General features: G+C 66.5%; 23 protein-coding genes. 11 read left to right on the top strand and 12 right to left on the bottom strand.

Annotated features, from left to right (window positions below; genetic code table 11):
* Window position 1: 1 nt before the first annotated feature.
* The 3 genes from ACQPW1_RS13025 to ACQPW1_RS13035 form a co-directional block, all read right to left on the bottom strand.
* Window positions 2–793: an anti-sigma factor gene (locus ACQPW1_RS13025; protein WP_433662973.1), complete on the bottom strand. Its 792-nt coding sequence runs from the start codon at window positions 791–793 to the stop codon at window positions 2–4.
* Window positions 790–1,395 carry an ECF RNA polymerase sigma factor SigK gene (gene sigK / locus ACQPW1_RS13030; RefSeq protein ID WP_433662974.1) on the bottom strand — a complete coding sequence of 202 codons (606 nt, stop codon included), beginning with the start codon at window positions 1,393–1,395 and terminating at the stop codon, window positions 790–792. The genes ACQPW1_RS13025 and sigK overlap by 4 nt, the downstream gene beginning before the upstream one ends.
* A 281-nt stretch (window positions 1,396–1,676) precedes the next feature.
* On the bottom strand, window positions 1,677–2,087 hold the full coding sequence (locus ACQPW1_RS13035) for a VOC family protein (protein WP_433662975.1): 411 nt from the start codon (window positions 2,085–2,087) through the stop codon (window positions 1,677–1,679).
* A 97-nt stretch (window positions 2,088–2,184) separates the two neighbouring features.
* Here ACQPW1_RS13035 and ACQPW1_RS13040 point away from each other — a divergent pair, with 97 nt between their 5' ends.
* Window positions 2,185–3,126, top strand: a complete 942-nt coding sequence (locus tag ACQPW1_RS13040; RefSeq protein WP_433662976.1) for a helix-turn-helix transcriptional regulator — start codon at window positions 2,185–2,187, stop codon at window positions 3,124–3,126.
* A 14-nt stretch (window positions 3,127–3,140) separates the two neighbouring features.
* Here ACQPW1_RS13040 and ACQPW1_RS13045 read toward each other — a convergent pair whose 3' ends face one another.
* The gene (locus ACQPW1_RS13045) at window positions 3,141–3,962 is read right to left on the bottom strand and encodes a hypothetical protein (protein ID WP_433662977.1); all 822 of its coding nucleotides are present in this window, start codon (window positions 3,960–3,962) and stop codon (window positions 3,141–3,143) included.
* Window positions 3,963–4,101: 139 nt separating this feature from the next.
* Between ACQPW1_RS13045 and ACQPW1_RS13050 the strand changes: the two genes are divergently transcribed.
* From ACQPW1_RS13050 to ACQPW1_RS13060, 3 genes are all read left to right on the top strand, one after another.
* Window positions 4,102–5,346 carry a cytochrome P450 family protein gene (locus ACQPW1_RS13050; RefSeq protein WP_433662978.1) on the top strand — a complete coding sequence of 415 codons (1,245 nt, stop codon included), beginning with the start codon at window positions 4,102–4,104 and terminating at the stop codon, window positions 5,344–5,346.
* A gap of 53 nt (window positions 5,347–5,399) precedes the next feature.
* Window positions 5,400–5,918 carry a hypothetical protein gene (locus tag ACQPW1_RS13055; RefSeq protein WP_433662979.1) on the top strand — a complete coding sequence of 173 codons (519 nt, stop codon included), beginning with the start codon at window positions 5,400–5,402 and terminating at the stop codon, window positions 5,916–5,918.
* 72 nt (window positions 5,919–5,990) lie between these two features.
* On the top strand, window positions 5,991–6,614 hold the full coding sequence (locus ACQPW1_RS13060) for a TetR/AcrR family transcriptional regulator (RefSeq protein ID WP_433662980.1): 624 nt from the start codon (window positions 5,991–5,993) through the stop codon (window positions 6,612–6,614).
* A 74-nt stretch (window positions 6,615–6,688) separates the two neighbouring features.
* Here ACQPW1_RS13060 and ACQPW1_RS13065 read toward each other — a convergent pair whose 3' ends face one another.
* The 6 genes from ACQPW1_RS13065 to ACQPW1_RS13090 form a co-directional block, all read right to left on the bottom strand.
* Window positions 6,689–7,531, bottom strand: coding sequence for a sirohydrochlorin chelatase (locus ACQPW1_RS13065; RefSeq protein ID WP_433662981.1), 843 nt, complete (start codon window positions 7,529–7,531; stop codon window positions 6,689–6,691).
* Window position 7,532: 1 nt separating this feature from the next.
* Window positions 7,533–8,828 carry a sulfate adenylyltransferase subunit 1 gene (locus ACQPW1_RS13070; protein ID WP_433662982.1) on the bottom strand — a complete coding sequence of 432 codons (1,296 nt, stop codon included), beginning with the start codon at window positions 8,826–8,828 and terminating at the stop codon, window positions 7,533–7,535.
* 1 nt (window position 8,829) lies between these two features.
* Window positions 8,830–9,792 (bottom strand): sulfate adenylyltransferase subunit CysD, encoded by a 963-nt coding sequence (gene cysD, locus ACQPW1_RS13075; protein ID WP_433662983.1) that lies wholly within the window; start codon window positions 9,790–9,792, stop codon window positions 8,830–8,832.
* A 70-nt stretch (window positions 9,793–9,862) separates the two neighbouring features.
* Window positions 9,863–10,582, bottom strand: coding sequence for a phosphoadenylyl-sulfate reductase (locus tag ACQPW1_RS13080; RefSeq protein WP_433662984.1), 720 nt, complete (start codon window positions 10,580–10,582; stop codon window positions 9,863–9,865).
* Between the two features lie 45 nt (window positions 10,583–10,627).
* The gene (locus ACQPW1_RS13085; protein ID WP_433662985.1) at window positions 10,628–12,451 is read right to left on the bottom strand and encodes a nitrite/sulfite reductase; all 1,824 of its coding nucleotides are present in this window, start codon (window positions 12,449–12,451) and stop codon (window positions 10,628–10,630) included.
* Between the two features lie 134 nt (window positions 12,452–12,585).
* Complete coding sequence (locus ACQPW1_RS13090) at window positions 12,586–12,678, bottom strand: Ms4527A family Cys-rich leader peptide (RefSeq protein WP_357382870.1); 93 nt, start codon at window positions 12,676–12,678, stop codon at window positions 12,586–12,588.
* A gap of 279 nt (window positions 12,679–12,957) precedes the next feature.
* On the opposite strand from ACQPW1_RS13090, the gene ACQPW1_RS13095 reads away from it, so the two are divergent.
* The 6 genes from ACQPW1_RS13095 (at window position 12,958) to ACQPW1_RS13120 (ending at window position 18,036) form a co-directional block, all read left to right on the top strand.
* On the top strand, window positions 12,958–13,359 hold the full coding sequence (locus ACQPW1_RS13095) for an SgcJ/EcaC family oxidoreductase (protein WP_433662986.1): 402 nt from the start codon (window positions 12,958–12,960) through the stop codon (window positions 13,357–13,359).
* A 95-nt stretch (window positions 13,360–13,454) separates the two neighbouring features.
* Complete coding sequence (hemW, locus tag ACQPW1_RS13100; protein WP_433665220.1) at window positions 13,455–14,630, top strand: radical SAM family heme chaperone HemW; 1,176 nt, start codon at window positions 13,455–13,457, stop codon at window positions 14,628–14,630.
* A 309-nt stretch (window positions 14,631–14,939) separates the two neighbouring features.
* A complete protein-coding gene (locus ACQPW1_RS13105; RefSeq protein ID WP_107654883.1) occupies window positions 14,940–15,149 on the top strand; it encodes a hypothetical protein in 210 nt (69 codons plus the stop codon).
* 194 nt (window positions 15,150–15,343) lie between these two features.
* Window positions 15,344–16,162: an alpha/beta hydrolase gene (locus ACQPW1_RS13110; protein ID WP_433662987.1), complete on the top strand. Its 819-nt coding sequence runs from the start codon at window positions 15,344–15,346 to the stop codon at window positions 16,160–16,162.
* Between the two features lie 236 nt (window positions 16,163–16,398).
* Complete coding sequence (locus tag ACQPW1_RS13115; RefSeq protein ID WP_433662988.1) at window positions 16,399–17,202, top strand: alpha/beta fold hydrolase; 804 nt, start codon at window positions 16,399–16,401, stop codon at window positions 17,200–17,202.
* Between the two features lie 132 nt (window positions 17,203–17,334).
* Entirely contained in the window at window positions 17,335–18,036 is a 702-nt protein-coding gene (locus ACQPW1_RS13120) for a histidine phosphatase family protein (RefSeq protein ID WP_433662989.1), read from the top strand.
* Window positions 18,037–18,114: 78 nt separating this feature from the next.
* Here the strand turns inward: ACQPW1_RS13120 and ACQPW1_RS13125 are convergent, their stop codons facing one another.
* Window positions 18,115–19,392: a helix-turn-helix domain-containing protein gene (locus ACQPW1_RS13125; RefSeq protein ID WP_433662990.1), complete on the bottom strand. Its 1,278-nt coding sequence runs from the start codon at window positions 19,390–19,392 to the stop codon at window positions 18,115–18,117.
* 840 nt (window positions 19,393–20,232) lie between these two features.
* Between ACQPW1_RS13125 and ACQPW1_RS13130 the strand changes: the two genes are divergently transcribed.
* Window positions 20,233–21,402: a DMT family transporter gene (locus tag ACQPW1_RS13130; RefSeq protein ID WP_433662991.1), complete on the top strand. Its 1,170-nt coding sequence runs from the start codon at window positions 20,233–20,235 to the stop codon at window positions 21,400–21,402.
* Between the two features lie 22 nt (window positions 21,403–21,424).
* Here the strand turns inward: ACQPW1_RS13130 and ACQPW1_RS13135 are convergent, their stop codons facing one another.
* Complete coding sequence (locus ACQPW1_RS13135) at window positions 21,425–22,201, bottom strand: ESX secretion-associated protein EspG (protein ID WP_433662992.1); 777 nt, start codon at window positions 22,199–22,201, stop codon at window positions 21,425–21,427.
* Between the last annotated feature and the right edge of the window lie 18 nt (window positions 22,202–22,219).

A 22,219-nucleotide genomic window follows, 5' to 3' on the forward strand; every position in this document is an offset into this window, starting at 1 on the left:
TTCAGTTCAACGGAATTCGCGCCACGATAGGTGTCGTCGGCTGAACCGACCCATTGCTCGGTTCAGCCGTGATCGCGAGCAGCACGGCATCCGGCGCGAGGTCCGTCGCCAACTCGGCGCGGCCATCGGAGAACTGCATCATTCCGGCCGACCGAGGCGTGCCGTCGGCCGGAATGGTCCACAACTGGTAGCCGTGGTCGTCGTCCGGCGTGGGCAAGGTGGCAGTGGCAACCACCTTGCCCAGGCTGGCCGACCACACCGCCGTCGCCGCACCGTCGCCCGTCGTGAGCGCACCGTTCCTGGTGACCGCGTCCTGCGCATTGCGCACCTGATCCGCCGCGACCACCTCGCCGCCGCGCTCGCCGCCGATGAGCGTGAGCCCGGTGATCAGTACGGCCACCACCGCGACCGCGGCTGCGACGCCGACCGCCGCCCGGATGATCCAGGTACGGTTGGCCGCGGGAATGTGGTTGTCCGACAACCCATTCAGCGCGGGCATGATGTCCGTGCGACCGAGCGCGTCCAGCACGGGCAGCAACTGCGTCCGCCCGAGCGGGTCATCGAGGCGCCGCTGCGGCCGCGCGCGGATGTCGGCGAGCACCCGTTCCTTCATGTCCGTCGCAGGCAGCGGCGGCATCGCGACGGCCAGCTGCATAGCGACCTCGCTCAGCTCGTCGACCTCGGTGCGGCACGCCGCGCAGTCGGTCAGATGCTGCTCGAAGGCGACGCGCTCGGCGGTGGACAACGCGTCCAAAACGTAAGCGCCGGTGAGGGTGTGCAGGTCCGGTGTCACGAGCGTTCTCCCAAACTCTCCCGCAGACGGATCAGGCCGTCGCGCATCCGGGTCTTGATCGTGCCGACCGGCTTGTCGAGCGCCTCGGAAACCTCGCGGTAGGTGCGGCCACCGTAGTAGGCGAGGACGATCGATCGGCGTTGCAGGTCGGTGAGGTCGTCGAGTGCCTGCCGGACCGCCTCGTGCTCCATCTTGTCCAGCGTCGCCTCCACCACCTCGTCGAATTCGTGGCGCGGCGCCAATTGCCCTGCGCGGTTTTCCCGTTCGACGTTGGCGTGCTGATAGCGCACCCGGTCGACGGCGCGCCGGTGCGCGATGGTCAGCACCCAGGCCATGGCGCTGCGGCCGTGCTCGTCGAATTGTGCTGCCTTGAGCCAGATCTCCAGCAGCACCTCCTGCGCGACCTCTTCGGACTGGGCGTGGTCGCGCAGCACCGCGGCGACGATGCCGAGCACCGGACCCGCCACGATGTCGTAGAGCGCGGCGAAGGCTTGCTCGTCGCCGCGGGCGACGCGGCGCAACAATAGTTCCGGAGTGTTCGCTGGATCGGTCATGTCGTCGCGGGTGCGGGCGCCGGGTAGTGCACGGGCGCGGCTGACCATAGGTGTCCTTCCAAGCCTGACCGAGCCGGAAGCCGTGCGCGAGGCAACGGCGGATGTGGGCCAGATCATATGACGCCCCCGTCGCCGCAACGCCCTCGCTACCCCGCGCGCCGCGGAAATCCGGACCAATCCGCACGCGCTCCGGCTTCGACTTCTATGCAGAGCCTGCCTGCCAGCGGCGGCTCGCGCGGTGTCCCGGCCGAGGCGACCGGCCGGGCCACGCGGCGGTACATGGTGCCGGACGAACGAGTCCCGTCCGGCACCATGTCACCGTTTCGAGGCTAAGCCGGGCCCGTTTTGGCGAGCACCTCGAGGTAGTGCGGGTTCGACATGAGGCCGAGGACATTGCCGAAAGGGTCGACGACCGAGGCCGTCACGAAGCCGGTGCCCTCGCCGCGCTCGGTGATCGGGTCGTACTCCTTGGCGCCCAGTTCGAGCAGTCGGTCGAAGGTGGCCTGGAGGTCGTCGACGTGCCAGTTGACGATGGCGCCGCCGGGTGTGTTGCGGGCGCCCCCCGGTGCGTATGCGCGGTTGACGATGCCGAATTCGGCCAGGTAGTCGCCGATGCGGAACTCGTAGTAGCCGCCGGGGACGGTGAAGTACGGCTCGACGCCGAGGAACTCGCGGTACCAGTCCTTCGCGGCCTCCAGGTCGTCGGCGTAGAACGTGCTCGTCGCCATTCCTCGCAGCATTTCGGTCTCCTTCATCGGTTCGTGCCCTGCTTGTAGAAACCATCCTCCGCCCTAAAGTGCTCACCAAATGAGCACTTTCTCGGGCAGAATTGTGCGCATGCGAGCGGACAGATTGGTGGCGATCCTGCTGATGATGCAGACGCGCGGACGGGTGACCGCCGCCGAAGTCGCCGAGGAACTCGAGACCTCGGTCGCCACTGCGCGACGTGACCTCGAGGCGTTGTCCACGGCAGGCGTCCCGGTGTACCCGCAGCCCGGACGCGGCGGCGGGTGGTCGCTGGTGGGCGGCGCGCGAACCGACCTCACCGGTTTGACCGCTGGCGAGGCGCGAGCGCTGTTCCTACTGGCGGGCCCGTCGGCTAACGCGGTACCGGAGGTGAAATCGGCGCTGCGCAAACTGGTTCGCGCCTTGCCTCAGCCATTCCGCACCGACGCCGCCGCGGCAGCCGACGCCGTGGTGATCGACCCGGCCCGATGGGGTCAGACAGACCGGGAACTGCCGCCGGTAGTCGCGCTACTGCAACGAGCAGTGGTGCAGCGCAACAAGGTTCGCCTGCGCTACGCCAGCAAGAAGGGCGAACACACCGAACGCCTGGTCGACCCGTGGGGCCTGATCGACAAGGACGCTATCTGGTATCTCATCGCCGGAACGGACCACGGTCAACGCACCTTCCGCATCGATCGCATTGCCGACGCCACCCTCACCGACGAAACCGCCCACCGCCCAGCCGATTTCGACCTCTCCGCGACCTGGAACGAGGTGGTCGACGAACTCGAGCAACGCCGCGCCGCCACCGCCGCCACCGTCCTCATCTCCGATCGCCTGCTGCCGATCCTGCGCAACCAGCAGGGCAGGCACTGCGTAGTCGACGGCCCGATCGCAGACGGCCGCATCCGAGTCCAGGTCACCGCGCCCACCGCCTGGATGCTCGCCCAGCAACTAGCAGGCTGGGGCGCCTCCATCGAAGTCCTCGACCCTCCGGAAGTCCGCACCGAACTCGCCCGAATAGGCACCGAACTCGTCGACCGCTACCGATGAGTCCGGCGCAGCCTTCAGAGGGGGTACAGCCGTCCTCTGGACCGGAGGATCGGTGCGTCGCTGACGCTGTACAGGTGCCAGTTCTCCATCGTCATGCCGTAGGCACGGCCATCGAAGCGCACCTGCGCCACATAGTCTTTGGCCATCGCATACGCGACGTCCCCGGCCTCCCACATGTCCCGGAATTCGGGGAACTGCCACAGTCGTCGATGCGCTTGCTGGGCCCACTCGGTCTTGCCGTAGCGGCCCATGATGCCGCGATGCCAGGCGACGCCGAGACGAGCATCGGTTTCCCAGGTGATCATCACATCGCGGGCGGCCGGGCTACCGAAGGCCCATTCGAGCATGTACAGACCTGGTCGCTGGTCGGGGAAGACGTCGAAGTACGCACGGTTCGCGGCCAGTAGCCTGCGCTGCGGGCTGGTGTAGTACGACACGAGATCGGCTGCGGCCTCGTCCATCTCGGCGCGCATCATCGGGGTCAGTGCCTGTAGGTGCTGTTCCAGCGAGGGGATGTCCATCGTCGGACTCATCCCCGCCAAGCCTGGATACGGTGCTTGGTGACCGGCCAGGTCGCACACGTACTGCCAGTCGTTTTCACTGGCGTGATAGGTGTCGATCAGTTGGCGCAGGATCCCCACGCCGACCTGACCGGCGGCGGTGTCCCGCTCCAGCTGGGTCAGGTAGCTGGCGGAGATATGCGCTTCCTCGGCCGCCATCTCACGACTGAATACCGTTGCGGGCAAAAGCATCCCGACCTCACGTCGGCGGGCTTGCTCGCGCCGTCGAAGGCGGGTGAGCGCCTGCCCCAAGGTGGTGGTATCGGCGTCGAGCATGTTTGTGATTCCCCCATCCGATGCGGCTGGCTGCTGCGTCAGCTCCGCCACTGCCAAGATAGTACGGAGACCGGACATGCACTAACAGTGCATGTTGTTCGCCGGACGGTGGTCGCCGCCGCGCTGATAGCTTCACCACATGGAGATCGAAACCGCTTCTGCCGCCGACGGATTAGCGAACTCGGCGTTCGTGTTGACCCCCGATTTCTATCGTGACCCGCATGCCGCCTACCGCGCGCTGCGGGACCGGGGACCGGTCAACCGAGTGGTATTTCCTGATCGCAGCACCGGATGGCTGATCACCGGCCACGCCGAAGTGAAAGAGGCGTTCACCCATCCCGGTATCAGCAAGCGCCTCGGCTCGGACGGCGCGCGGTCGGCCCTCGCGGCCAACAATGCGGGCCACCAGGTCCAAAGCGGTCCGTTCGAGCACATGCTGGTCTTCTACGACCCGCCCGAGCACACCCGGCTACGGACCTTGCTCAGCGGAGCGTTCGGCACCCGAGCCGTGCGCGGGCTGGCACTGCGCGTCGCCGAGCTCGCCGATGGGCTGCTGACCGAGCTGGCCGCCGCGGCCGATGATGTCGTCGACCTGTTGGACCGCTACGCGGTGCCGCTGTCGATGTCGGTGATCTGTGAACTGCTCGGAGTGCCCGACGGAGACCGCGGCAGGTTTCAGCATTGGTCGACGGTCATCGTGTCCGGCGAGCACGCGCCGCGCGAGCGGATGACGGCCGCCGCCGAGTTCGTCGCGTACATCGATCACCTCATCGCCGAGCGGACCACCGAACCGGGCGCTGACCTGCTCTCCGAGCTCATCGTGGCGGGGGCGGACGGCGACCGGCTCACCGCCCGCGAACTGCGCAGCATGGTTCTCGTGCTGTTGGTCGCCGGTTTCGAGACGGCTGCGAACCTCATCGGCAACGCGGTGGTCACGCTGTTGTCCGACAACAACTTGCACCGGCGGCTACACAGCGATCCCGGGCGAATTCCCGCGTTCATCGAGGAGGTGCTCAGGCATCGGTCACCGACGAGTGAAACCACCTTCCGCTACACCACTACCCCGATCACCCTCGGCGGCATCGACATCGCCGCCGGGGAGCTGATCGTCTTGTCGGTGGCGGCAACCGGCCGCGATCCTCGTCGATTCGCCGAGCCGGAGAGCGTCGACATCGACCGATCCGACAACGGTCACCTCGCCTTCGGCCACGGCATCCACTACTGCGTCGGCGCGCCCCTGGCCCGCATGGAGGGCTGCATCGGACTGGCTCGCCTGCTGCAGCGGTACCCCGATCTGGAACTCTCGCCGAACTCCGAACTCGATTGGCGGACAAGCTTTGCCATCCGTGGGCTGACCGCGTTACCGGTGCGGCTACGCCCCTGACCGCCGTCGTCTGGATGAAGAAGGGGAGCGCACGAGATGGGGGGTGAACGCAGATGGACGACAGCGTTCGGCGGGTGGTCGCGGCCAGAGATTCTGTCCTGCCGCTGATTCCCCGCCCTTGGCATCGCGGCCAGTTCTTGGACGCACTGAGCAAGGTGCGAGGGCGCCCGATCCACTTGGTGCCCTTGCCATCTGACTCGGTGGCGGCCGGCCACGGCACACTGTCCGGGGTCTGGTTGAACTGTGGCGATTCGGACGTGATCGCCTACGACGCCAGAACGACCGAGTATCACGCCGATCAGATCATCGCGCACGAAATCGGCCACATGTTGCTCGATCATGCTGTTGCGGGGGCGGGGTCGGTCGGGGGCCGCCGGCTGCTGCCGAACATTGATCCCGCGGTGGTCGGGCGAGTACTCGGGCGCACTGATTTGCAGAGTTGTCAGGAGGACGAGGCGGAGCTCTTCGCGAACCTACTGCTGTTGGAGGCAACGCGACGGCGGTCACTGCGAGCACTGTGGGGCAGTTGCTCGATTACCTGGCGGCAGGCTGTTCTGGGAGCCAGGGGATGAGGGCGTGCCCGGTTGTTCTTTCAAGTACGACCGTACGTTCGCTTTCGTGGGTTTTCGTGGAAGAATGGGTAGATGTCCGAGTCAATTACCGCTGCTGACCGGCAGCAAGGCGTCGATCAGCGTTTGGCCAAGGGGGCGCGGTCCCGGGCTTCGATTGCCCGGCACGCTGCCGATGTGGCGTCCGTCGAGGGGCTGACCGGACTGAGTATCGGCAGGCTTGCGGCCGATCTCGGGCTCAGTAAGAGTGGCATCGCGACCTTGTTCGGTAGCAAGGAGAGTCTGCAACTGGCCGCGGTCAAAGCGGCGCGTGATGTGTTTCTGGACCAGGTCGTCACACCGAGCCTGGACGAGGACAGTGGCATGCCTCGGCTGCGCGTCCTCGTTGATCGCTGGTTCGGGCAGGTCACTGCGCCTGCCTTTCCTGGCGGCTGCTTCCGGGTGGCCACCCTGGCCGAGTTCGACAGTCGCCCGGGCCCCATTCGCGATGCCATCTCGGCGGACAACCGCGACTTCCTCACGTTCCTGTCCAATGAGATCCGGCGCGCTCAGGAGCAAGGCCACCTCGGCGAACGCAACGCCGACGTGATCGCGTTCGAATTGGCCGCCGTGATCGGTGCGGCTCATACCTCTCACCAGATGGACGATGAGTGGGGTGTGGCGACGGCCCGCGCCATTGTCGACAACCTGTTGAGCTGAGGTCTGCGGGCGGTGGTGCGCCAGTTTGGATTCGGTGCCGTTTTGGTCCGGGCCTGCTCACACAGCGCGTGGCGTCAGGCCGACATCGTGAGGACGTTCGCGAGCGCCGCGTCGTAGCGGTTCCAGACGATGTCGGTGAGAACCGCGTGGGGGCCGATGACGTTGGCGTGGACCACGTTCGGGGCGGCGGTGACGAGGCGATTGGTGAGTAGGCCCGGTGCCAGGAACCAGGGCGCGACAAGCACATCGTCGGCGCCGCGGGCGCGCAGTCGGGAAATTGCCTGGGGCAGTGACGGTTCGGTGGTTGCGAAGCAGATCTCGGTGAGGTGCCCGGTGAGCGCGGCGAGACGGCGGGCCACCTCGGCGGTGCGGGCGTTGGCAGCGGGGGAGGAGGAGCCCACTGCGGCAACGGCGACACCCAGGCGATTCGACCAGGCCCCCAACGACTCCCGCATCGAGGCGGATGCTTCCGACACGCGATCGCGCAGGGCAGCGACCAGCCGGGTATCCGGGCCCAGGACATCGGCCTGAGTCAACTGCAACTGTGGATGCCGAGCACGGGCCGCGGCCAGCATGCCGGGCAGATCTACTCGAGCATGGAAGGCATTGCCGAGCAACAGCGGCGCGACGACAGCATGCGTATGCCCCTGCGCCGCAACAGCATCCACAACCTGCTCCACCGAGGGCGCATTGAGATCGAGAAACGCCAACCGCACATCGAACCCCGGCCGCGTGGCCGCCAGCTCTGCCGCCACCGCCGACATGGTCGCCGCCGACCGGGGATCCCGACTCCCATGTGCCACCGCGATCAGCGCAGGCCTGTCATGCGCAGCCGCACCCCCGAACCCGAGCGGCGCGATGTTCAGCACCGCGCGTGCGGTGCCGGACCGCGTCACGATGCCGAACGGTTCCGTCATCTCAGACTCCGGTGCCGACCTCGACGGCCGACAGCACGTCGCCGACGAGACCTGCGGCGAGGGTGTTCCCGCCGGACGGATCGATGAGCAGGAAGCTGCCGGTGTGGCGGTTCACCCGGTAGTCGTCGACCGCGAGTGGTTCGGCGACGCGCAGGGAGATGCGGCCGATATCGTTGAGGGCCAAGGATTCCGGGTTCGGGTCGGCGATCAGGCGCTGCTCGTCGAAGCGTTCGAGCAGGCTGCCGACGATGGCCTGGGTGGTGCGGGTGCCGTGCTTGAGCAGCAGGCGTGCACCGGGGTGCAGCGGCTTGTCGCCGAGCCAGCAGACGGTGGCGTCGAAGGTGTCGATCGGCTCGGGGGCGTCGGCGACCGAGGCGATGGTGTCGCCGCGGGAGATGTCGACGTCGTCGGCCAGGATGAGCGTAACGCTGCGCCCGGTCTGCGCCACCGCGAGTTCGCCGTCCGGTGTATCGATCCGCTCGACGGTGGTGCGAATCCCGGAGGGCAGCACCACCACCTCGTCGCCTGGCGCGACCGCACCGGCCGCGATCTGCCCGGCGTAGCCGCGGTAATCGGGGTATTCGGCGGTGCGCGGCCGGATCACGTACTGCACCGGAAAGCGAAGTCCCAGTGTGTGATTGCCGGTGCTGTCGGCGTCGACCGGCACCGACTCGAGGTGCTCGATCAGCGATGGACCGGTGTAGTAAGGGGTGCTGTCCGAGCGGGTGGCGATGTTGTCGCCGTGCAGCGCGGACACCGGAATCTCCAGCACGTCGTCGTCGGACCAGCCGAGGGTGCGGGTGAGCCCGTTGAATTCGGCCGAGATCTCCGCGAACACGGTCGCCGCGTCGTCGACCAGGTCGATCTTGTTCACCGCGAGCACCAGCCGCGGCACCCCGAGCAGCGCGAGAACGGCCGCGTGCCTGCGGGTCTGCTCGATAACGCCCTTGCGCGCGTCGACGAGCAGAATCACCAGCTGCGCGGTCGACGCACCCGACACCGTATTCCGCGTGTACTGCACGTGCCCCGGCGTATCGGCGAGCACGAAAGACCGCTGCGGCGTAGCGAAGTAGCGGTAGGCGACATCGATGGTGATGCCCTGCTCACGTTCGGCGCGCAGCCCATCCACGAGCAACGAAAGATCCGGCGTGGCAAGCCCTTTGTCCACCGACGCGCGAGTGACCGCGTCGATCTGATCGGCCAGTACGGATTTCGTGTCGTACAGCAGACGCCCGACCAGAGTGGACTTACCGTCGTCGACAGAACCGGCGGTAGCCAGCCTCAATAGGTCGGACATATCAGAAATAACCCTCTCGCTTACGGTCTTCCATCGCGGCTTCCGACACCCGGTCGTCACCGCGGGTAGCACCACGTTCGGTCAATCGGGACGCGGCCACCTCGGCCAGAATCGCCGCGTTGTCGGCCGCATCGGAAAGCACGGCACCGGTGGACGATCCGTCACCGACGGTGCGGTACCGCACCGAAAGCGTTTCCAGCGCTTCGTCTTCGCGCGGTCCGCCCCACACGCCGGGCGTCATCCACATGCCGTCGCGCTGATACACCGGACGCTGATGCGCGTAGTAGATGCTCGCCAGGTCGATGTCCTCACGGGCGATGTAGCGCCAGATGTCCAGCTCGGTCCAGTTGCTCAGCGGGAACACCCGCACATGCTCGCCCGGCGCGTGCCGGCCGTTGTACAGATTCCACAGTTCGGGCCGCTGCCGCTTCGGATCCCACTGCCCGAAGGCGTTGCGCAGCGAGAAGATTCGCTCCTTGGCGCGAGACCGCTCCTCGTCGCGACGGCCGCCGCCGAACACCGCGTCGAAGCGATGCTCGCTGATCGCGTCCAGCAGCGGAACGGTCTGCAGCGGATTGCGGATGCCGTCCGGCCGCTCGGTGAGCCTGCCGTCGGCGAGGTAGTCCTCGACCTTGGCGACATGCAACCGCAGCCCGTAGCGCTCGACGATCTTGTCCCGGAACTCCAGCACCTCGGGCAGATTGTGCCCGGTGTCGACGTGCAGCAGCGAGAACGGCAGCGGCGCGGGCCAGAAGGCCTTGAGCGCCAGGTGCAGCAGCACGGTCGAATCCTTGCCGCCGGAGAACAGGATCACCGGCCGCTCGAATTCCCCTGCCACCTCACGGAAGATATGAATCGACTCCGACTCCAGCGCAGCCAGGGTGTCGAAATCGCTGATGCCGAAAGCGCGTTCGGTGGTATTCGAGGACTCGCCGAGAAGTTCACTCACAATGGTCTCCGTCATGCTGTGTCCAATCTGCCTGCCCGAGGGCCCTACGTGGTTACGCAGGCTGCCTCCTTCGGGCCTGACTCGGTCAGGCGGTGTGCAACCCGCATTCGGTCTTGGCGAGGCCGGCCCAACGCCCGCTTCGTGGATCGGCTCCCGGCTCCGGCTTCCGCGTGCACGGCGCGCAGCCGATCGACGGATACCCTTCCTCGACAAGGGGATTGACGAGGATGCCGTGCTGTTCGATGTAGTCCTGCATCTCGTCGTCGGACCAGGCGGCGATCGGATTGATCTTCACCAGCCCGAACGCCTCGTCGAACGAGATGAGCGGTGCGTTGGCCCGGGTCGGCGACTCGACCCGGCGGATGCCGGTGACCCACGCGTTGTACCCGGCCAGTGACTTCTTCAACGGCACGACCTTGCGCAGCCTGCAGCACTCACCCGGATCACGCCCGAACAAATCCTTGCCGAGCAACTGATCCTGTTCCGCGACAGTGTTTTCCGGCCGGACGTCGATCACGTTCACCCCGTACACCGCCTCGACGGCGTCCCGGGTGCCCATGGTCTCGGCGAAGTGATAGCCGGTGTCCAGGAACAACACATCCACGCCCGCATGGACCTGCGCGGCCAGGTGCACCAGCACGCCGTCCTGCATGTTCGAGGCGACGATGTAACCGGACCCGAAATGCTCCTCGGTCCACTGCAGCAGATCGGTTGCGGACGCGTCCGTCCCGAGGTCGGCGGCGCCCTTTTCCGCGATGGCCCGGAGCTCGTCCTCGGCCAGCTTCGACACCAGTTCGGTTGTCACAGTTGATCTCCCATCACCTGAGCACGTGCCCATTGCAAGCGAGGCTCATTTCAAATCGGCCTCGTCGGCACGAACGGCCCACTGTGCGAACCGTTCGCCATCCTCGCGGTGCTTGATGAAGTTGCGCACCACCCGCTCGATGTAGTCACCGAGCTCGTCGCTGGTCACCTTGTGCTGACGCAGCTTGCGCCCGAAGGCGCTGTCGAAGCCGAGGCTGCCACCCAGGTGAACCTGGAAGCCCTCCACGTGATTCCCGCTGCCGTCGTCGACCAGTTGGCCCTTGAACCCGATGTCGGCGATCTGCGACCGCGCGCACGAGTTCGGGCAGCCGTTGATGTTGATGGTGACCGGAACGTCCAGCTGCGCATTGAGATCCGCGAGCCGCTCCTCGAGTTCGGGCACCAGCACCTGCGACCGCTTGCGCGTCTCGGCGAAGGACAGCTTGCAGAACTCGATCCCCGAGCAGGCCATCAGGTTTCGCCGCCACAGCGACGGGCGGGCCTGCAGGCCAAGGGGTGCCAGCTCGTCGATCAGCGCGTCGACCTTGTCGTCGGCGACGTCGAGCACGATCAGCTTCTGGTACGGCGTGAACCGGATCCGGTCCGAGCCGATCCGCTCGACCGCGTCGGCGACCTTGGTCAGGATGGTGCCCGAGACCCGGCCCGCGATGGGGGAGAACCCGACCGCGTTGCGCCCGTTCTTCAGCTTCTGCACGCCGACGTGATCGATCGGCTTGGTCGGCTGCTCCGGCGCCGGTCCGTCGATCAGCTTGCGCTTCAGGTACTTCTCCTCGAGCACCTCGCGGAACTTCTCGATGCCCCAGTCCTTGACCAGGAACTTCAGCCGCGCCTTGGTGCGCAGGCGGCGGTAGCCGTAGTCGCGGTACAGCGACACCACGGCTTCCCACACATCCGGCACCTCGTCGAGCGGCACCCACGCGCCGACCCGCTGCGCCAGCATCGGATTCGTGGAAAGCCCGCCGCCGACCCACAGGTCCAGGCCCGGCCCGTGCTCGGGATGGTTCACCCCGACGAACGCGATGTCGTTGATCTCGTGCACCACGTCCTGCTGGCCTGAGATCGCGGTCTTGAACTTGCGCGGCAGGTTGGAGTACTCCTTCTTGCCGATGTAGCGGCGCACGATCTCGTCGATCGCGGGCGTCGGGTCGATGATCTCGGTCAGCGATTCCCCGGCCAGCGGCGAGCCCAGCACCACGCGCGGGCAGTCGCCACAGGCCTCGGTGGTCTTGAGCCCGACCGCCTCGATCCGCTTCCAGATCTCGGGGACGTTCTCCACCTCGATCCAGTGGTACTGCACGTTCTCGCGGTCGGACAGATCCGCGGTGTCGCGGCCGAACTCGGTGGAGATCTGGCCGAGCGTGCGCAGCTGCTCGACGTTCAACGCGCCCGCGTCGCAGCGGATCCGCATCATGAAGTACTTGGCCTCGAGAATGTCGATGTTCTCGTCGCCGGTCCAGCTGCCGTCGTAGCCCTGTTCGCGCTGGGTGTAGAGACCCCACCAGCGGAACCGGCCGCGCAGATCGCCCTTGTCGATGCTGTCGAAGCCCTGCTTCGAGTAGATGTTCTCGATCCGGGCGCGGACGTTGAGCGGGTTGTCGTCCTTCTTGGACTGTTCGTTCGGGTTCAGCGGTTCGCGATAGCCGAGTGCCCACTGGCCCTCCGCCTTGCGGCGCACCGGCTTACCGGTGCGGGCACGCGGCGCGGTCGCCGTCGCGGCACCGGCTTCGGCGCGCGGGCGGTCCGGGCGGACGCGGCGCTCGGAGGCGGGGCGGTCGGCGCGGGTGTGATGGCCTGGCCTGGGCTCGGGGCCGGACTGGTCGGTCGGACCGGCGTCGGTAGTCGACGTCATTGGGGTCGCTCCTGCGGGGTGGTTGTATCCGTGCTGGAGGCGCGAGGGGCTGACTCGCACCTGCGGTGGTCAGCGGACCGATGAAGTCGAATATCGGGAATCGCCGGGAAGACCCGGGGATGGGCGTCGCTGAGCTACCGAGGGGATTCGGTCAGACAGCAGGCACTACAGACGCGCTTGTAGTCGACGTGGCGACGTGCCACAAGTCGTACTCCCGATGCGCGCATGAAGCCTATTGTGCCACCTCAGCGGCTGCCTTCCGACGGGGTGTCCGTATTTTCCGCAGTTTTGCGGGAAATCCCCTGGACCGTTGACCTGATATGTGACGTCAGTCATAGATCATCAGCCGATGGCGGCCGGTGATGCGCATACGCCACCGGAAGTGAACCGCGCCACGTTCGGCCAACCGGACATACGGCGGGGCCACGCGTACTTCTCCGCCGCCATGTCCCGTTCGCGGAATCGGATTTGACCTGAAGCCCACTTCAGGTATCAGAGTGAGCGTCATGAGTACCGCATCTGTCGACACCGATCTCGACGCCATCCGTGAAGTAGTCGCCACCATCCAGCACGCCCAGCAGAACGAACTGGTCGACGAGTTCGTCGGCCTCTTCCGCGAGGACGCCATCTGGACCACCGGCGGCGGCCAACGACTGTTCGGCCGTGCGGCCATCGCCGAGTTCACCGCCGAGGTCCTGCCCGGTGCGATGCGCGACGGCACCGCCACATACGAGGTCGAGCACGTCCTGTTCATCCGCCCCGATGTCGCCGCGGTCAAGGTCGTCCAGCGCTACCTGACCAACGACGGTGAACTCAACGGCCAGGGCTCCCCGATGTACGTGATGTCGAAGGAAGATGGCCGCTGGCTGCTCACCGCCAACCAGAACACCGTGATCGCCGAACACTGACCTCGGGCGTCCAGTTCCCCGGCGGCGGCTGGGTGGCGGGGGACCTGCACACTAGAGGGGTGAGCTCACCTGCGGCTATCCCTGTCGGCACCGAGATGTCCGGTCCGGTGCTCAGTGACTTCGGGGGCGGTCCGTTCGGGATCTACGTGCACGTGCCGTTCTGCGCGACACGGTGCGGATACTGCGATTTCAACACCTACACCGCGGGCGAACTCGGCACGTCCGCGTCGCCGCAGTCCTGGCTGGAAGCACTGCGGGGCGAGTTGGCTACGGCCGCAACACAGTTCGCGGCACTGCCGACCGCAACGCCCGAGGTGTTGACGATCTTCGTCGGCGGTGGCACCCCCTCGCTGCTCGGCGGTGACGGACTGTCCGCCGTGCTCGACGCCGTGCGCGCGAACTTCACCCTCGCCGCCCACGCCGAGGTAACCACCGAATCCAACCCGGAATCCACCGCGCCGGAATTCTTCGAACGCCTCCGCGCGGCCGGCTTCACTCGGATCTCCCTCGGCATGCAATCCGCCGCCGCCCACGTGCTGAAAGTGCTCGACCGCACGCATACTCCGGGCCGCGCCGTCGCCGCCGCGAAGGAGGCCCGCGCCGCCGGGTTCGACCACGTGAACCTCGACCTGATCTACGGCACCCCCGGCGAACGCGACAGCGACCTCGACGCCAGCCTCGACGCGGTGCTCGAAGCGGGCGTCGACCACGTCTCCGCCTACTCACTGATCGTCGAAGACGGCACCGCACTGGCCCGCCGCGTACGTCGCGGCGAACTTCCCGCCCCCGACGACGACGTACTCGCCGCCCGCTACGAACGCATCGACGCTCGCCTCACCGCCGCAGGCTTGACCTGGTACGAGGTATCCAATTGGGCCGCAAGCGAAGCCGCGGCCTGTCGACACAACCTCGGCTACTGGGACGGTGGTGACTGGCTCGGTGCGGGCCCCGGCGCACACAGCCACGTCGGCGGCGTCCGCTGGTGGAACATCAAACATCCCGCCCGTTACGCCGACCGCGTCACCGACGGCGGCCTCCCCGCCGCGGGCTGGGAAACCCTCACCCCGGACGAGCGCTACACCGAACGCGTCATGCTCGCCGTCCGTCTGCGCATCGGTCTACCTCTCACCGATCTCGACCCCGTCGGTCTTGCCGCCGCCGACCGCGTCATCGCCGACGGCCTCGCAACTCGAACCGCAGACCGCCTCATCCTCACCGACCGAGGCCGCCTCCTGGCCGACGGTGTAGTCCGTCAACTCCTGGTCCCTTGATCCAGTGGAGAGTGCTGCGCGGCTCGTTCCCGTGATCATGTGACGCAACGCTCACCCACGCATCGCTCGGATCGTTACCGATCACAACAACCTCCATCGGCGTCAAGAGGGCTCGGCTCCTCCGGGGCGTCCGCAACCCTCCCACCACCAGGGCAGGCGAGGCGGCTGTCCCCGGTCGACCCACCCCGCCACCAGCCAGTTTGTCGTCGCCTCGCCGCCCAACCAACCCCGCTCAGCGAACTGTTGGGTCGGTTCGGCTGTCGCGGAGAGAGCGCGCCTTGTAGGCTTCGATCAACCCCAAGGAGATTCATGTCCCCGGCACGACACATCACCCTCATCCACGAACCGGGCGAATTCGCCGAGGCGCGGGCAAATGAAAAGGCCGAAACTGCGCGACAGAGCGCGGTGGCCGCACGCACCGTTGCCAGCTATTCACAAAATGCCGATGATTGCCAGTCCCTATTGGCAATGCTCGGCTTGGACGCACTCGCCGGCAAGCAAGCCAGGGTCTGCGACTAGTCACAAATCTCCCTGTCGGCGACCGCCACCCGTCGCCATTTACGGGGAGCAGCCCGTCCGCGGCGCGCGAGTGCCGGGCGAATCGGGTCACGAAAACCCCAGCGCCGCGCGATCATTGCGATCGTGCGGTGTCTGCTGTCCGGACGCGTCTGCTGGTCCGGACCCGCTGTACAGCGCCGTCTTAGGAGGTTTTCGTGTCGAATCCCACCGCACGTCCGGTCGTGTTCATTCATGGACTATGGATGCACAGCAGTAGTTGGGGCGCCTGGCTCGACGCGTTCGACCGCGCGGGTTATCAGACCTTCGCACCTGGTTGGCCCGGTGACGCCGAGACCGCGGACGCCACCCGCAAGAACCCCGCCGCATTGAACAATCGCGGCATCGCCGAGGTCACCGATCACTATGCGCGATTCATCGCCGACCTGCCGATGTCACCCGTGGTCATCGGGCATTCCTTCGGCGGCCTGATCGCGCAGAAGCTGCTCGGCTCGGGTTCGGCCAGCGGATGTATCGCGATCAACCCCGCTCAATTCCGCGGTGTGCTGACCTTGCCGCTCGCCCAGATACAGAGCGTGCTCCCGATACTCAGCAAGCCCTGGCTGCGCGGCAAAACGTGGTCGCACACGTCGGAGAGCTACCACCGCACTTTTGCCAACGGAATCCCGCGCGAGGAATCGGACAAACTGTTCGCCACCCACGGCATTCCCGCTCCGGCCCGCCCGCTGTTCCAAGCGGGCCTGGCCAATTTCGCGCCGAACAGCGAAGCGAGCGTCGACACCGAACGCGAACGCGGCCCCTTGTTGATGCTGGCCGGTGGCCGCGACCGCCTCGTGCCGGAAGCAACGGTGCGTTCCGAATACAAGATTCAGCGCAAGAACCCCGGCGTCACCGAACTCGTCGTCTTCGCCGATCGCGGCCATTCGATGCCCGCCGACCACGGCTGGCGCGAAATCGCCGACACCGCACTGGCTTTCCTGGAGAAGCAGAACCTGCCCGCACGCCCCACCGCCTGAATACCGAGGTGCTGGTCACGCACGGTAACGCCGACGGCGTGCAAACGGGGTCGGGTCGCCCGCTGCGGTTGCGCGTCTGGGGGACCCCACAAGCCCGCCGACCTGCCGAAATCGCAACTGAACGGCTACGCTGACGCAGCACACGGCCTGCACGGCGAGTTCGAGCAGATCAATGCCGACCCTGCTGGATCTCGTCGCGACCGACCGGCCGCGAAACCCGACCCGACAGGACTACCATGCACCTCTCTCGCACGCTGCGGGCAGCCGTGGCGGCGGTGGCGATCACCGCCGCGACGACCCTGGCGGCCATCCCCGCCAACGCCGCACCGCTCCCGACCATCGTGCTCGTGCACGGCGCCTTCGCCGACGCCACCAGCTGGAACGGCGTCGCCGCCGCCCTGCGCGAGCACGGCTATCGCGTTGTGACACCGGACAATCCGCTCCGCGGTCCGGCCAACGACGCGGCCGCCATCCAGCGCACCCTCGACACCATCGCCGGACCCGTTGTGCTGGTCGGCCATTCGTACGGCGGCGCCGTGATCAGCAACGTGCACGACCCGAAGGTCGAATCCCTGGTCTACATAGCGGCTTTCGCCCCAGTGCAGGGTGAGCCCGCGCAACTGCTGCTCGATCCGATCCGCTTCCCCGGCAGCCAACTCCTGCCGCCGGTCCTGCAGCTCAGCATCGTCGACGACCCCACCGGCATCGCGGGCAAGAACCTCGACGGCTTCGTCGCGCCCGACCGCTTCAACGCCGTCTTCGCCCAGGATGTCAGCCCCGCCACTGCCGCTGACATGATCGCGCACCAGCACTCCATCGCGATCGCGGCCAACCTCGAACCGTCCGGCGCGCCCTCCTGGTCCGGCACACCGAGCTGGTACCTGGTTTCCGGCGCCGATCGAGTGATTCCGCCTGCCTCCCAACGGTTTATGGCCAATCGCATGGGTGCCCACACGAGCGAGCTGGATTCCTCGCACGCATCGCTGGTCTCCCATCCCGCCGATGTCGCCGCGGTAGTGGAGGCGGCTGTCCCGCGCTGACCGAGCTCCGGATCTTCGCCGCGTCGCACTCGCGCTCCATGCGGCGCGGCGAAGATGCCATTCGGTGTGATCAATAAGGGGGGCGGTGTGCGATCTGAAGGTGAAAGAACCTGGGGGATAGGCGTATTCGCGGTGACATGCACTCATCCGGAAGATTCCGAATCGGTCGACGTGCTCTACGCGGTCCGGCATGGGCAGAGCACCGCGAACGTAGCCTTCGCCGCGAACACACTCATCGAGTCCGACGACATGTCCATCGGTCTGACCGATCTGGGCGAGCGGCAAGCCACCGCCGTCGGCCAGTGGTTCGCAGCCCTCGACTCGAACCAGCTGCCCGACCTGGTGCTGTGCTCGCCGTACCTGCGCGCAATGCAGACCTGGCAACTCATCGAACAGGAATTGCGCACGGCGAACCGCGATCTGCCGTGCCACCACGTCGATCAGCGCCTCTACGATCGACACTGCGGCAAGCTCAGCCATCTGCCGCCGCCCACCGTGCGCGAGCGCTTCCCCGAGGAACCCGCGAAGGAAGCCCGCGACCCTCTCGGCTATCGCCCGCCCGACGGCGAGTCGTTCAAAGACGTTGCCGACCGCCTGCGCGGCGTCGTCGCCGACCTCGCAGCCGACCACCGCCACCGCCGTGTGCTGATCGTGGCACACGACGCGATAGTGCTGTTCCTCCGTCAACTCCTCGAAAACCTCACCGACACAGAGGTTCTGGCTCTGGCCGATGCGGGTCTGGCGGGCAACGGCTCGATCACCAGCTGGCAACGCACCACCGACGGCTATCGCCTCCAGACCTACGACCAGCGCACCCACCTACCGCAAACGTGAACACGCCGTATCAGCGTCACATCACCGGTGCCGACCTCGCAGGCCGACTCTTCAACCGAGTCGGCCCCTGACGCGGGGTCAACGCTCGATGATGTTGTCCCGCATGGCTTGTGGGAGCGCGACCACTAGTTGCGAGACGTTCCGGCGGACCTGGCCGACCCGCAGTTCCGGCGGCAGCGACTGCCAGACCTGCCGGATCTGTTCGCGCGCGTGGTCCAGTTCGCCCTGCCGGGTCCACAGGGTGGCCATGTCCAGATCGAGCAGCGCACGGCCGATCTGGTCCTTCTCGGCCATCGGCAGCTCGAGCATCCGATCACGGATCGATTCGGCGGCCCGCCAGTCGCCGATCGAACTCAACGCGTGCGACTGATGCCAGCGCAGGATGTATTCGGAGGTGCCGAGGTTGTCGTCGGTCGTCGCGGTGTCGGGTAGGGCGGCGAACATCCGATCCGCGGCGTTGACCGCGTCCAGCGCATCGCGGCGCCGCCCGATTCGGGCCTGGATGCCCGCCTCGGCCAGCAGCCCGAACACACCGGCCGCCGTCGGACCCCGTCCACTGGCCGCCTGTGCCGACCGGGCCGCGGCCAAACCCTGATCGAGTTGATGCCGGTAGCACTCGTGAGTGTGCGCCATATGCCCGGCCAACCAGGCCTCTAGCGTGGGATCCCCGGCTTGCCGCGCGGCACGGCGCGCCTTGGCGAACCACATGAAGGTGTCGTGCAGATCGGCGACATCATTGAGCCGGAAGGCGATGAGGCCCGCGATGATCGCCTCGACGCGGTGCAGCCGCCGGTGCAGATCCGCGGAGTGGTCGGTCAGCTTGACCTGCTGGATCTGGGCCAGATCCCGCATCCGCGCCGGAATGTATTCCGAAGGCGGCTGGACGTAGACGAGATAGCCGCTGAGTTCGAGGCCTTCCTCCAGCGCGCGGACGGTGTCCCGCGCGGTGGATCCGACCTGTGAAGCCGTAGTGATGACCAAGCGGCTCGGTAGTGGCGCCTCCGGTGGGTCGTCGTCGGTGTAGTCGTGTCCGAAGCCCAGCCGATCCGGCCGGGTGCGATACAACTGGCACAGCGCGTCGAGGAACTGATACGACGGCATGTCCAAGCCGGTCTCCCACCGGGACACGCTCTGATGCGACAGTCCACGGCACGACGACCCGTCGGTCGTGACGATCTCCTGCAATCGGTGTGCGACATCGACGAGGGTGAATCCGTACGCGATGCGATGGGCGCGCAGCAACGAGACGCCGCAATGTGACCGGACCGCGTGCACCTGATCCCACGTCGATCCACCGGCGGCCTCGTATTCGCGGACTACCCGTCTTCCGCACGCGATACTGTGCGGCCCGTTCATTTGTGATTCCCCCTTGCTGCGCTCAGCTCCGCAATTCGCGAACGCGCGCAGTGTTGTCGGTCGGTTTGCTGCGCACGCTCATGCACGAGAGCGCACTGTGCGGTTGATTCGCTCGTTGCCGGTCATTCATGGCCCCACCTGCTGCCACTCAGCTCCGTCACGCACGAAAGCGCACTGTGCTGTCGCTCTGCTCGCTCACGCTCGCAGTGTGTTGTCGTTTCGCTCGACATCTCCAGATCCCTGCTGCTCCAGATCGTCGGACACGCGCATCGATCACGCGTTGCCCGCACTTCCGACCGTATCCGCGTCCTGGTCTTACGTCCATAAACAGGCCGTTCTGCGCGTAACGCGTGCAAGGGCGGGGCAATCTCTGGCCGGGTGGTGCGGAAAGCCGCACGCTGGGGGCATGAAGAAAATCGTCATCGTCGGCAGGGTCGTGACAGACCCGACGTGCACCGCCGATGAGGATGACTCTGTGTCATTCGCCCATAAGTTGGTGCATGTAATGACGCCTATCGCGACTGCGGTTACCGCCCTTGCCACCTTCGTGACCTGCGCCTCCGCAATGAACACCTTGGCCGTGACGGTATTGGCCGCCGCTTGGGTCCTGGCCGGTTGGCTGGCCCGCGGGCGGCGATGCCACTGCCGTCCAGAACATCGGCATACCTGGTTACACCATGCCGCAGGGGGTCCTGCCTAGTCGATTGCCGCATGTAACTGAGGCACACACGGGCACGTGACGCCGCAGCGGGACTCGTTTAGCCCCATACCGTTGTAGCTGCGGCAAGTCGCGAAAAAATACCCGGGAGTACGGTTCCCGGTGTCGGTCATATCGGTAATGTGAGCGACATCAACGGGTCCGCGATCGTACAAAGCAGACAGTCAACTGACCTGCGCGGTATCGGTGCGCTGGTCCTGTTAACCGCGTCATTCGCCATGCTCACGGTGTTGTCGCGCTATCTCGGTAACGGTTTCACACCGGCCCAACAGGTCTATCTACGAACGGGTTTGGCGTTCTTCATCGCGATAATCGCATTCAGCCGATGGATCCGCTGGCGCAACATGCTTCGGATCCGCGCGCGGGAATGGGGTGTCGTCGTTGGACGCACCGTACTGCTGTACGTAATCGGCACCACATTGTTCTCGAAGGCAGCGGGAATGACGGCGGTGAGCGATATTTCGTTCATCGCCGCGTTGCCGCTGGTCTCGGCCCTCGGGATGCTGATGCGCAGCGTGCGGGTCTCGGCCGTCCGGGTGGTCTTCGTCGGCGGCTCTGCCGTGGGTGTCACGATCCTGTCGGGATTCGGTGGCAGTGCCGCGAGTTCGCTCAACTATGGAAATCTGCTCGCGCTGCTCGCCATGGTGGCAATGTCGCTGGCTTATCTAGGTCGGGATTGGCACGACGGCACACTGAACAATCACGAGCTCACCGCGCTGACACTCGGTGTCGGAGCGGTGGGTGTCGTGCTAACTTCCGTTTTGCAAGGAGATGGACTCCCGTATGTTGCGCCGCATACTTCGGCGGTAATGCTGTGGGCCGCAATTGGTCTCGCCGGCGTGCTCAGCGTGCTGAACGTTTTCCTCATCAACTATTCGTTCGAACGCGTCGACCCGGTACTCAGCGGCAACATGCTGACCGTCGAATGCGTATGGGGTCTGCTGTTCGGGCTGTTCTTCTTCGGCCAGGTGCCCACCTGGACCGGAATCGCGGGCGGGACAGTGATTGTGCTGTGCGCGTTGGCGCTCAACCTCCTCGACGGGCGCTCCGCTCCGGCTGAAGAGGTGCCCGAAGACGAGGCGCCGGTACCGATTCCCGTCGGCCGGACCGAACCGGAGTTCGCGCTTTCCAGCGCCGAGCAATCGGCTCCCGTTCTCCGAATGTATTTGTCCGAAGACCTGGACCAGCCGCGCTCGCCGCGCGAAGAGGAACTGGCAGCGAGCCATTCGTGGATCGGGGCTTGGGCGAATGATCCGGCGAATGGTCAGGGTCGGCGGAGCGAGGCCAGCTGACCGCCGGTGGTCGGGCGCTGGATTACCAGGTGTCGGCGTGGGATTCTTCGAGGCGTTTGAGGGCTCGGTCTATCCAGGTGGTGAAGTGGGTGGTCAGTTCGGCCGGGGTGGTGGGGCGGACAGTGATGTGGGGGCCGCGGACTTCGGTGTAGCGGCCGTCGTCGGTGATGTCGTGCCACTGGAGGACATTCCACGGTTGGGCGAGGGTGTGCAACGGGGCGGCCAGGAGGACGGCGGTGCCGCCGCCGTCAGCGGGGCGGGCGAGCAGGCGTTGGTACTGCTCGCGCGGGGTTTGGCGGGCCACGTCTTCGAAGTGGCCGTTGCGGCGCGGGGTGATGTCGTCGGGGTGGAAGGTGGCCGGGGCGGCGCTGCCGGGGGTGCAGGACGGGATGGCCTGGACGATGCGGGCAGGCAGGGTTTCCGGGCGGAACATGCGGACGCGGATCGGGCCGTGGTCGGTGGCGGTGCCGCCCTGCATGAGGGTGACGGCGCGGTAGGGGTTGCGGGCGCCGACGATTCGGTATTCGCGGAGGTCGTCGCGGCCGGTGCTGTTCTTGTGTTTGCTTGTGCCGCCGAGGATTTCGATCCGCAGATCCGAGGTGCCCAGCGTGTGCAGCGCCAGCTGGATCTCCTCCAGCTCGTCGGCGGTGTAGCGGTCGCGGACGGTGTTCCGGTGCGCGGCGAACTCGTCGCGCAGCGCGAATCGGCTGGTGTAGCGCAGGGGGCTGGGGAACCGGTCGTGGGCGTCGGAATACCAGAGGGCCGCGAAATCGTCTGGTTCCCAAGTCCATTCAGTCATGCCGGTCCGATCCCCTCC

The sequence above is a fragment of the Nocardia sp. CA-128927 genome, from assembly GCF_050955855.1.
In the GTDB taxonomy this organism is placed as follows: Bacteria; Actinomycetota; Actinomycetes; order Mycobacteriales; family Mycobacteriaceae; genus Nocardia.